The organism is Protofrankia symbiont of Coriaria ruscifolia (assembly GCF_900634745.1).
GTDB lineage: Bacteria > Actinomycetota > Actinomycetes > Frankiales > Frankiaceae > Protofrankia > Protofrankia californiensis.
In genome coordinates this window covers 102,813-113,097 of the sequence record NZ_CAAAFR010000199.1, presented here as the reverse complement: position 1 = coordinate 113,097, position 10,285 = coordinate 102,813, and the positions used below count along the sequence as shown (strand labels likewise).

General features: G+C 70.0%; 8 protein-coding genes and 1 pseudogene. 2 read left to right on the top strand and 7 right to left on the bottom strand.

All coding sequences use genetic code 11. The annotated features are described in order from the left end of the window. The 4 genes and pseudogenes from CV1CTNOD_RS23390 to CV1CTNOD_RS23375 form a co-directional block, all read right to left on the bottom strand. A pseudogene (locus tag CV1CTNOD_RS23390) lies at window positions 1-961 on the bottom strand (FAD-dependent oxidoreductase); the annotation flags it as partial. Then, on the bottom strand, window positions 958-1,467 hold the full coding sequence (gene panD, locus CV1CTNOD_RS23385; RefSeq protein ID WP_131788097.1) for an aspartate 1-decarboxylase: 510 nt from the start codon (window positions 1,465-1,467) through the stop codon (window positions 958-960). The pseudogene CV1CTNOD_RS23390 and the gene panD, both read right to left, overlap by 4 nt. 2 nt (window positions 1,468-1,469) lie before the next feature. Then, complete coding sequence (gene panC, locus CV1CTNOD_RS23380; protein WP_131788096.1) at window positions 1,470-2,378, bottom strand: pantoate--beta-alanine ligase; 909 nt, start codon at window positions 2,376-2,378, stop codon at window positions 1,470-1,472. Window positions 2,379-2,609: 231 nt separating this feature from the next. After that, on the bottom strand, window positions 2,610-3,521 hold the full coding sequence (locus CV1CTNOD_RS23375; protein ID WP_131788095.1) for a phosphoribosylaminoimidazolesuccinocarboxamide synthase: 912 nt from the start codon (window positions 3,519-3,521) through the stop codon (window positions 2,610-2,612). A gap of 147 nt (window positions 3,522-3,668) precedes the next feature. Here CV1CTNOD_RS23375 and purB point away from each other — a divergent pair, with 147 nt between their 5' ends. After that, window positions 3,669-5,111: an adenylosuccinate lyase gene (gene purB / locus CV1CTNOD_RS23370; protein ID WP_242606962.1), complete on the top strand. Its 1,443-nt coding sequence runs from the start codon at window positions 3,669-3,671 to the stop codon at window positions 5,109-5,111. Window positions 5,112-5,130: 19 nt separating this feature from the next. On the opposite strand, the gene purE is transcribed toward purB, so the two are convergent. The 3 genes from purE to CV1CTNOD_RS23355 all read right to left on the bottom strand — a co-directional run bounded on the left by purE (window position 5,131) and on the right by CV1CTNOD_RS23355 (window position 8,716). Continuing rightward, window positions 5,131-5,658: a 5-(carboxyamino)imidazole ribonucleotide mutase gene (purE, locus tag CV1CTNOD_RS23365; RefSeq protein ID WP_131788093.1), complete on the bottom strand. Its 528-nt coding sequence runs from the start codon at window positions 5,656-5,658 to the stop codon at window positions 5,131-5,133. A 222-nt stretch (window positions 5,659-5,880) separates the two neighbouring features. Further along, complete coding sequence (purD, locus tag CV1CTNOD_RS23360; protein WP_131788092.1) at window positions 5,881-7,182, bottom strand: phosphoribosylamine--glycine ligase; 1,302 nt, start codon at window positions 7,180-7,182, stop codon at window positions 5,881-5,883. Between the two features lie 352 nt (window positions 7,183-7,534). After that, window positions 7,535-8,716 (bottom strand): hypothetical protein, encoded by a 1,182-nt coding sequence (locus CV1CTNOD_RS23355; RefSeq protein ID WP_131788091.1) that lies wholly within the window; start codon window positions 8,714-8,716, stop codon window positions 7,535-7,537. A gap of 216 nt (window positions 8,717-8,932) precedes the next feature. On the opposite strand from CV1CTNOD_RS23355, the gene CV1CTNOD_RS23350 reads away from it, so the two are divergent. After that, complete coding sequence (locus tag CV1CTNOD_RS23350) at window positions 8,933-10,216, top strand: adenylosuccinate synthase (protein WP_131768860.1); 1,284 nt, start codon at window positions 8,933-8,935, stop codon at window positions 10,214-10,216. Window positions 10,217-10,285 lie beyond the last annotated feature (69 nt).

Genomic DNA, 10,285 nt, shown 5'->3' with positions numbered 1-10,285 from the left:
GGTGGACGCCGTCCATCACCCGGTGTCCGGCGGCGTCCACCAGGTGGGCACCCTCGCCGCGCATGGCCTCGCTGACCAGCGGCTGCTGGCTGGAGGTGTGCTGACCGCCAACCGGCCCACCACCGTCGCCCGGCCCGGCTCGTCCGGCCGGCCCCGGTGCTGTGGCCGGCCCCGTTGATGCTTCGGCCAACCATAGTGCGGTCGGGTGGAACTGGACGAACTCCAGGTCGGTGACGACCGCACCGGCGCGTAGCGCCAGCGCCACGCCGTCCCCGGTGGACACCGGCGGGTTCGTGGTGGAAGCGAAGATCTGTCCCATCCCGCCGGTCGCGAGGATCACCGCGCGGGCGGTGACCGCGCCCACCCCGTCCTTGGTGCCCTCGCCCAGGACGTGCAGGGTCACCCCTGCGGCGTTCCCGTCCGCGTCCAGCAGCAGGTCGAGGACGAGTGCGTGCTCGATCACCTCGACGCCCGGGTCGGCGCGCACCGCGGTGATGAGCGCTCGTTCGACCTCCAGACCGGTGGCGTCGCCGCCCGCGTGCACGATCCGGTTGCGCAGGTGACCGCCCTCGCGGGTCAACGCGAACCCGCCGGCGGAGTCGTCCCGATCGAACGCGGCGCCCAGCGCGGCCAGTTCCCGCACTCGGGCGGGTCCCTCGGTGACCAGGACCCGGACGGCGTCGACGTCGCACAATCCGACCCCGGCGGCCAGGGTGTCGGCCAGATGATCCTCGGGGGAGTCCTCGGGGGCGAGCGCCGCGGCGATACCGCCCTGCGCCCAGCGGGTCGACCCCTCGTCGAGATGCGCCTTCGTGACCAGCAGGACCCGGCCGGCGGGCACGGCCGCGCGGGCGTGCAGGACGGCGGTCAGCCCCGCGATCCCAGATCCGATCACCACGATGTCGGCGTCGAGGGTCCAGCCCGGTCGGGGCGCGCCGAGGCGGCATGGCAGGAACGTCATGAGCGGACCCTCGCGCCGACCGGAGCCGGACGCCCGCCATCCGGCTCGCGGCGCGGGGCCCGCTCGGCCGCTGTCCCGTCGACCGACAGCGGCTGGACGATGTCCCCGCGCAGGCTGGACGGGTCGTCCGGGATCGCCGCCGCCGGGTCCTGGCCGCGGGCGACGACCCGGTTGGAGGCGTCCACGAACAGCACCCGTGGGGTGAACCGGCGGGCTTCGGTGTCAGCCATGACCGCGTATGCCAGGATGATCACAAGGTCGCCGGGGTGGACGAGCCGTGCCGCCGCGCCGTTGATCCCGATGATCCCGCTACCGGGCGGGCCTGCGATCGCGTAGGTCTCCAGCCGGGCACCGTTGTCGATGTCGACGATTGTGACCTGCTCGCCGGGAAGCAGGTCCGCGTCCGCCATCAGATCGGCGTCGATCGTGACCGAGCCGACGTAGTGCAGGTCGGCCTGGGTGACCGTGGCTCGGTGGATCTTCGACTTGAGCATGGTCCGGAACACGGTCAGCCGTCCTCCTCGGGCAGCGTGAGCTCGATGTTGTCGATCAGCCGGGTGGTGCCCACCCGGGCCGCGACCAGCAGCAGCGCCTGGCCGGTACGCACAGGTGTCAGGTCGTGGGGGCTTGCCAGCGTCAGGTAGTCCACCTCGACGTCCGCCTCGCCGGTGAGCACCTCGCCGGCGGCGGCGAGCACCACGTCCGCTCCTTCGTCGGCGACGCTCACCCCGACGGCGAGTGCCCGCGGCAGCGCGAGCGCGGTGCGGCGCTGGCGGGTGGTCAGGTAGGCGTTGCGGCTGGACAGCGCCAGCCCGTCCGGGGTCCGTACGGTCGACACCGCGACGATCTCGGTCGGGAAGGCCAGGTCGCGCACCATCCGCCGGACGAGGACGAGCTGCTGGGCGTCCTTCTTGCCGAAGAAGGCCAGCTGTGGCCGCGTCAGGTTCAGCAGGGTCGCGACGATCGTGAGGACGCCGTCGAAGTGCCCTGGGCGACTGGCGCCCTCCAGGACGTCGCCGAGCGGGCCGGCGCTGACGCGGACGGCCGGCGCGGTCTCGTGCACGACCGCCGGGGCGAAGACGACGTCCACGCCTTCGTGGGCGCATATCTCCAGGTCGGCGTCGAGCGTCCGGGGGTAGCGCGTGAGGTCTTCCCGGGGACCGAACTGCAGTGGGTTTACGAAGATCGTGACGATCAGCTGGTCCGCGCGGGCACGGGCGGCCCGGATCAGCTCGCTGTGTCCGGCATGCAGCGCGCCCATCGTCATGACGACGGTTCGTATATCAGTCGATGCTAAGGGTGAGGAATTCAGCAACGATTCGAGCTCTGCGCGGCTTCGGACCAGCGCCGGCTCCCCGTTGCCAGGCAATCGGGGACATCGGGGGCGCGGCGGAACCGCAGTCGCGGGTGTGACCATCAATGTCGTTCCAGTCCTCAGTAGGGGTACCGGACGTCGCCAGTCAGCGTAACTCGAACGCGATCGCACGCGCACGCCTGTCACTCACCGCACACACGCCAGCGGTTGACGGTCGCGACTGACGACGGTTCCGGCTGACAGGGGCGTTACGCGGCGGGCCGGAGGGCGCGCTTGCGGGGCTTGGGCTTGGCGGGCTTGACGCTTGCCGGGCTCATCCGGGCTCATCCGGGCTTACGTGGTGGCGACGTAATCGGCGAAGGAGGTACCGGTCAGGCGTTCGTACGCCTCGACGTAACGGGCCCGGGTGGCCTCGACCACATCCGGCGGAAGCCGCGGGCCGGGAGCGGTCCGGTTCCAGCCGGTGGAGGCCAGGTAGTCGCGGACGAACTGCTTGTCGTAGGACGGCTGGGAGCTGCCGGGCTTCCACGCATCGGCGGGCCAGAACCGGGATGAATCCGGTGTCAGCACCTCGTCGCCCAGCCGCAGGACGCCGTTGGTGTCATGACCGAACTCGAGCTTGGTGTCGGCGACGATGATGCCGCGCTCGGCGGCCACACCGACCGCTCGTTCGAAGATCGCCAAGGTGAGTTTCTCCAGGTCGGCGGCGACCTGAGGGCCCACCCGGGACGCGGCCTGCGCCCGGCTGATGTTCTCGTCGTGCTCGCCGACGGGTGCCTTCGTCGACGGGGTGTAGATCGTCGCGGGTAGCCGGCTGCCGTCGACGAGGCCGTCGGGCAGCGCGTGGCCGCTGACCTCGCCGGTGCGCTGGTAGTCCTTCAGGCCGCTGCCGGTGAGGTAGCCACGGGCGACGCATTCGATCGGCACCATGGTCAGCCGCCGGCACAGCATCGACCGGCCGCGCAGCTGCTCGGCGTAGGGGGCGAGCTCGTCGGGGTACTCGTCCACATCGGTACTGATCACATGGGACGGCACGAGGTCCGCGAGCTGGTCGAACCACCACAGCGACAGTCCGGTGAGAACAGCGCCCTTGTCCGGTATCTCGGTGGGCAGGACCACGTCGAAGGCGGAGATCCGGTCGCTGGCGACCATGAGTACCGCGTCATCCCCGACCGCGAACATCTCCCGTACCTTGCCCGACCCCAGGTGGGTCAGCCCGGCGAACTCCTTGTGCGTCAGCGGCATGCCCCGACCGTATGCGATGCGGCCGGACGCCGGACGTCCGGACCGGTGACGGCATGTCCGGACCGGTGACGGCATGTCCGGACCAGTGACGGCATGCCCCGACCGGTAGCGCTGGGTCCGGGGATTCGGACGTGGTTGTCGGGCACGATGGCCGGTATGGCAACCGAGTACACGCTCCCCGACGTCCTGGCCACCCGTTACGCCTCGGCCGAGATCCGGCGGCTGTGGTCGCCGGAGAGCAAAGTCGTCTCGGAGCGCAGATTGTGGCTGGCGGTGCTGCGCGCCCAACGGGATCTCGGCCTGGACCTCCCCGCCGGCGTGATCGAGGACTACGAGCGGGTCCTCACCGAGGTGGACCTGGGCTCGATAGCGCGGCGGGAGCGGATCCGGCGCCATGACGTCAAGGCCCGGATCGAGGAGTTCAACGCCCTTGCCGGCCATGAGCACGTGCACAAGGGCATGACGTCGCGGGATCTCACCGAGAACGTCGAGCAACTGCAGGTGCGCGGCTCGCTCGCGCTGGTCCGCGGGCGCATGGTCGCGGCGCTGGCCCGCCTGGCCCGCCTGGCCGCCGAGTACGACTCGCTGGTGATGACCGGCCGCAGTCACAACGTCCCCGCTCAGGCGACCACGCTCGGCAAGCGGTTCGCCTCCGCCGGGCAGGAGCTGCTCGCCGCCTTCGAGCGGATCGAGGACACCCTCTCCCGCTATCCGCTGCGCGGGATCAAAGGCCCGGTCGGGACCGGTCAGGACATGCTCGACCTGCTCGGCGGGGATGCCAGCAAGCTCGCGGAGCTGGAGCGGCGGATCGCCGAGTTCCTCGGCTTCAGCCGGGTGCTGACCAGCGTGGGCCAGGTCTACCCGCGGTCGCTCGACTTCGACGTTGTCACCGCGCTGGTCCAGGCCGCGGCGGGACCGGGGAGCCTCGCCACGACCATCCGGCTGATGGCCGGTCACGAACTGGCCACCGAGGGCTTCGCGTCCGGCCAGGTGGGCTCGAGCGCGATGCCGCACAAGATGAACACCCGCTCCTGCGAGCGGGTCAGCGGCCTGTCGGTGGTACTGCGGGGTTTTGCCGCCATGACCGGCGAGCTCGCCGGGAACCAGTGGAACGAGGGGGACGTGTCCTGCTCGGTCGTGCGCAGGGTGGCTCTTCCCGGTGCGTTCTTCGCGGCTGACGGGCTCTACGAGACGTTCCTCACTGTTCTGGACGACTTCGGGGCCTATCCGGCCGTGATCGCTCGTGAGCTGGACCGCAACCTGCCGTTCCTGGCCACAACCAAGATTCTCATGGCTGCCGTGCGCCAGGGCGTCGGGCGGGAGACCGCCCACGAGGTCATCCGGGAGCATGCGGTCGCGGTCGCCCTCGCCCTGCGGGAGAAGGGGGTGGACCACAACGATCTGCTGACACGGCTTGCGGGCGACGAACGGCTGGGCCTGGGCACCGCCGAGCTGTCGTCGGTGCTGGCCGAACCGCTGACGTTCACCGGAGCGGCCCGGGCGCAGGTCGCAGCCTTCTGCGCCCGGGTGGACGACATCGTCAGCCGCTACCCGGACGCCGCGGCCTACACTCCCGAGCCGATCCTGTAACAGGCCGAAGACTGCGCGATCACTGGCCTGGGGCCAACGCCTCCGCGAGGCCCGCGGCGGCTGCCTTTTCGAAGTCGTCCTTGAACGCGGCGAGCAGGGCCTGCAGGCCGGGGTCGTTCAGGGCGAGGATCTGGGTGGCCAGTACGGCTGCGTTCGTGGAGTTGTTCAGCCCCACCGTGGCGACCGGCACCCCGGGCGGCATCTGCACGATGGCGAGCAGGGCGTCCATGCCGTCCAGCGCCCCACCCGAGATAGGGACGCCGATCACGGGCAGTGTGGTCAGCGCGGCGACGGCTCCTGGCAGGGCGGCGGCGAGCCCGGCGCCGGCGATGACGACCGCGATCCCGCGGGTGGCCAGTTCGCCCACGTACTCCGCGAGGGTGCGGGGGGACCGGTGGGCCGACACCGACACCTGCTCGTAGGGGACGCCGAAGCGCTCCAGCGTTGCGCCGGCCTTGCTCATCGTCTGGGCGTCCGAGGGAGAACCATACACGATGGCTACCTTCGGTGACTGCGCGTTCGGGGTGGTCCGAGGAATCTCGCTCATACCTACTCGTTCACTCACCTTCTGGACAACTGGCTGATCGAACGCGGGAACCCCGGGCGGATACCGTCCGGACGATGATCTCCGGCATTGCCGGGTGGGGCAGGCGCACCGGGTGGGGCGGATGCGGCAGACCGGGTGTCGGCCCTGTTATCCGCTGCGGATCCCATGATCCGGATTCGGATCCTTCGGGTCCGGATCTCGTGGTCTGGCTGTGCTGACCCGTCAGGAACCTCGGTCCGCCGAGCCCGGACCCCCACCGCCGGGTGTTCTTTGCCGGGTCGGGTCACCGATGCGGGTCAGGTCACCGATGTCGGTCCGGTAGTGTGCCCCGGCCAGGGAGATGCGGCTGATCGCCTCGTAGGCCGAGGCCCTCGCGGCCTCTAGATGCGACCCGATTGCAGTAACACACAGTACGCGTCCACCGGACGACACGATCCTGCCCTCGGCGTCCCGGCGGGTGCCCGCATGCAGGACGTCCACACCGGTCAGGGCTCCGGCGGCGGCAAGGCCGATGATCGGATCGCCGATCTTCGGTGACTGTGGGTAACCAGGTGCCGCAATGACGACCGTGATCGCCGCGCCGGACCGCCACACCGGCGCCCGGCGCCCCGACAGCACGTCGGTCAGCGGCGTGGCCAGCAGCGCCAGGATCGCCTGCACCTCGGGGTCGCCGAACCGGACGTTGAACTCCACGACCCGCACGCCGCGGGAGGTCAGCGCGAGACCGGCGTAGAGCAGGCCGGAGAACGGCGTGCCGCGGCGGGCCATCTCGTCCACGACAGGTTTGATCACTTTGCTGACGACCTCGGACACGAGCCCCGGGGGTGCCCACGGCAGCGGTGCGTAGGCCCCCATCCCGCCGGTGTTCGGCCCGGTGTCGCCGTCCCCGACCCGTTTGTGGTCCTGCGCGGGCAGCAGCGGCACGATCGTCCCGGCTTCCGTGACGACCGCGAACAGGGAGACCTCCGGGCCGTCGAGGTATTCCTCGATCACGACCCGGTCGTCCGCCCGGCGCAGGCAGGATCGCACGGCTGCCACCGCGCCTGCCCGGTCGGTGGTCACGGTGACACCCTTGCCGGCGGCCAGACCGTCGTACTTGACGACGTAGGGCGGGCCGAACTCGTCGAGGTCGGCCAGTGCCGGCTCGATCTCGGTGTGGTCGCGGGAGGCCGCGGTCGGGACACCCGCGGCACGCATCACGTCCTTGGCGAACGCCTTGCTTCCCTCCAGGCGCGCCGCCGCGGCGGACGGCCCGAAGCAGTTCAGGCCCCGAACCCGCAGCTCGTCGGCTGCCCCGGCGACAAGGGGGACCTCCGGTCCGATGATGGTCAGATCGGCCCGGACGGTCTGCGCGAGGGTCGCGACGGCGTCCGGGTCGCAGACGTCGAGCGGACGCGGCTCGGCGAGATCCGCGGTGCCGGCGTTACCCGGGGCGCAGACGATCGAGCTCACGGCCGGATCGCGCGACAACGCCCGGCACAGGGCATGCTCCCGGCCTCCCGAGCCGACGACGAGAACCTTCACCTCGTCACCTGTGACCCCGCTACCGTCGGATCAGCCGCTGCCACCTGCCCGACCGGCGGCCGGAGGCCGACCGCCCCCCGGCCGGACGCTCGCGCGGTCGCCGTGCCTGCGTGGGAATCGGTGTGGGAGGGCACGCGGTACAGGGTAGCGCTCACTGCGATCAACTTTCCGGCCCGGCCCGGCCCGGCCCGGCCCGGCCCGGCTGCGGGATGCGCCCACAGTGTGGTAATCGGGAGCGGCTCGGGCAGGTCCGGAGGGGCTTCGCAGGGGTTCACAGTGGACGTCCAGGCGGTTGTCCGGACGAGCTGTCCACGGACTTCCGTCTTCCGTCTACGGGTCGATCCTTCCCCGTCTACAGGCTGACGCCGGCACACCACAGCATGTGCGCCAGGCCGTACACCAGTTGTTGTGCGCATCGCCGGGCGTCCACCTCGGCCATGGACCCGACGACCGTATGGATGTCCACCGGCCACACCCGAACCTCACGACCCAGTGCGTGCAGTGGTCCCGGGTCGTCCCGTCCCTCGAAGGTCTGTCCGTCGCTGCCGACGAACAGGTGCAGGCAGCGGCCCGTGTACGGGAAATCCTCGTTACGCCAGTACAGCACCGGCCAGACCAGCGGTGATGCCCGTCGGCCGCGCCGACGGTCCTTCGCGTGACCTGAGCTGCGCCTGCCGGCTTTCCTGCCAGCCTTCTCACTGTTTGTGATCTCTGTCGAAGGCTGCCCGGTCGCGCTGTTCCCTGTCGCACCGGCACCGGTGGAAACCGGGACCGAGTTCGGTGGCTGCCGGCGACGCCCACTGCGGGCAACCGGTGGCAGGCGTTCCCCGACTACGCGAACCCCCAGGGTCGGCGACAGGTTCTCGGCCGCGCAGACGGCGAGGAACTCGGCGATCTGCTGGTCCACGTGGGTGGCGACGGCGTCCGCCCGCTTGCGGCGCTGCTCCTCGACCCGGTTGGCGCTGCGGATGGCGTAGCTACCGCGAACCACAACCTCCACCAGGCTGGCGGGAAGCACGTCGCCGGTGGGCGAGAATCCGACCGGCCGGGCGTGCGCACCGACGGCCGGCCTCGCGGCCGGCGACTGAGCGACCAGGCCGCTGATGTGCGGCACCGACGTCCGGTGGGCCGGCAAAGAACCAACAGGACCGGCCGCGGGCCTACCGCCGCGCGGCGGCAGCGGGGCGTTGCCCGGCGAGGCTGCCTCGGGCGGGTCGCCGTCTGTCGGGTTGCGCTTCGGTGGGCTGCCGTCCGCCGGGCCTCGGTCAGGCGGGCCCGGGATGGTCCGGTCCGCGGCGGTCCGGTCTGTGGCCGGTGCTGGTGCTGGTGCTGGTGCCGACTGTTCCGCTTGAGCAGGTTGCACGGACTGATCCGGCTGGACGGACAGTTGTACCGACGCGGACGAGTCGGAGGCGAGCCTGTCGGAGGCGAGCCTGTCGGTGACGGCTGGTCGGCTCGACGCTGCCTCCCGTGCCGTGCTGGTGCTCCGGCCGGGGTCTTCGGCGCTCACGGACCGGGCGGTGACAGCAGCCACCGTGACACCCCCGTCCCGATCGACTACTCCCTTACCGAAATACAGACTCCACAGTAACCCTCAGTAATGCAAGTGGACCCTCGGACGGATGATCGACGTGGGCGGGGTTTGGCGGCGCCTGTGGAGCGGCGTCCGCAATGACCGCTCCGAAGATCATTTCTGTGCTCCGTCGGCGATATGACATCCTCGGGCCGGCAGGCCAGGTAACCTCGCCCGGTGCCTGCGCTCGTGCTGATCGGTGCCCAGTGGGGCGATGAGGGCAAAGGGAAGGCGACCGACCTGCTTGGCGGGGCGGTCGACTTCGTTGTCCGATATCAGGGGGGTAACAACGCCGGACACACCGTTGTCATCGGTGAGGAAAGCTACGCTCTGCACCTGATTCCCAGTGGTGTACTGCGCGCGGACTGCGTGCCGGTGATCGGTAACGGCGTGGTCGTGGACCCGGGTGTCCTACTTCAGGAGATGGACGGGCTCGCCGCCCGTGGCATCGACGTGTCCCGTCTGTTGATCAGTGCGAACGCGCACCTGATCATGCCTCATCATCGAGCGCTCGATAAGGTCACTGAGCGTTATCTAGGTAAGGCGCGGATCGGGACCACCGGGCGCGGGATAGGCCCGACCTATGGTGACAAGATCGCTCGGACCGGCATCCGCGTCCAGGACCTGCTCGATCCCGGGATCTTCCGCGCGAAACTGGAGCTGGCGCTGCGGGAGAAGAACCAGATCCTGACCAAGATTTACAATCGGCGTGCCCTCGACGTGAACGAGGTCGTCGATGAGTACAGTGTGTATGCGCACAGGCTCGGGCCGCACATCGTCGACACCGGTCTTGTGCTCGACAAGGCGTTACGGGCCGGTAAGGTCGTGCTCCTGGAAGGCTCGCAGGGTACCCTCCTCGACGTCGATCACGGGACCTATCCCTTTGTCACGTCGTCGAACCCGACCGCGGGTGGGGCCGCAGCCGGCTCGGGTATCGGGCCGACAAGGATCACCCGGGTGATCGGCATTTGCAAGGCGTACACGACCAGGGTTGGTTCCGGGCCGTTCCCGACCGAGCTCACCGACAAGGTCGGGGACGAGCTGCGCGCGGTTGGTGGGGAGTTCGGTGTGACCACCGGACGAGCCCGGCGCACCGGCTGGTTCGACGCGGTGATCGCCCGCTACGCGGTACGCGTGAACGGGCTGACCGACATCTTCCTGACCAAGTTGGACGTGCTGTCCGGCTTCGACCGGGTGCCGGTCTGCGTGGCGTACGACGTCCACGGGGTGCGACACGACGAGATGCCGATGACGCAGACCGAGTTCCACCACGCCAAGCCGATCTACGAGGAGCTTCCCGGCTGGGGTGAGGACATCTCGCGGGCGTCGTCGTTCGATCAGTTGCCGAAGGCTGCCCGCGACTACGTCAAGACGCTCGAGGAGCTGTCCGGGGCGCCAGTGGCGGCCGTCGGGGTCGGCCCCGGCAGGGATCAGACGATCTCCATTCGCGATCTTGTCTAGCGATCTCGGCGGTGGTCGGGTCACCTCGTGACCCCTCGAATGCTACGAGTGAAACCTCGAAGATCAAAA

Bases quoted from the DNA above. Each gene is read 5' to 3' on its own strand.
- panC (WP_131788096.1), bottom strand. From the start codon at position 2,378: ATGGTCACACCCGCGACTGCGGTTCCGCCGCGCCCCCGATGTCCCCGA.
- CV1CTNOD_RS23375 (WP_131788095.1), bottom strand. From the start codon at position 3,521: ATGCCGCTGACGCACAAGGAGTTCGCCGGGCTGACCCACCTGGGGTCG.
- purB (WP_242606962.1), top strand. From the start codon at position 3,669: ATGGCCGGTATGGCAACCGAGTACACGCTCCCCGACGTCCTGGCCACC.
- purE (WP_131788093.1), bottom strand. From the start codon at position 5,658: ATGAGCGAGATTCCTCGGACCACCCCGAACGCGCAGTCACCGAAGGTA.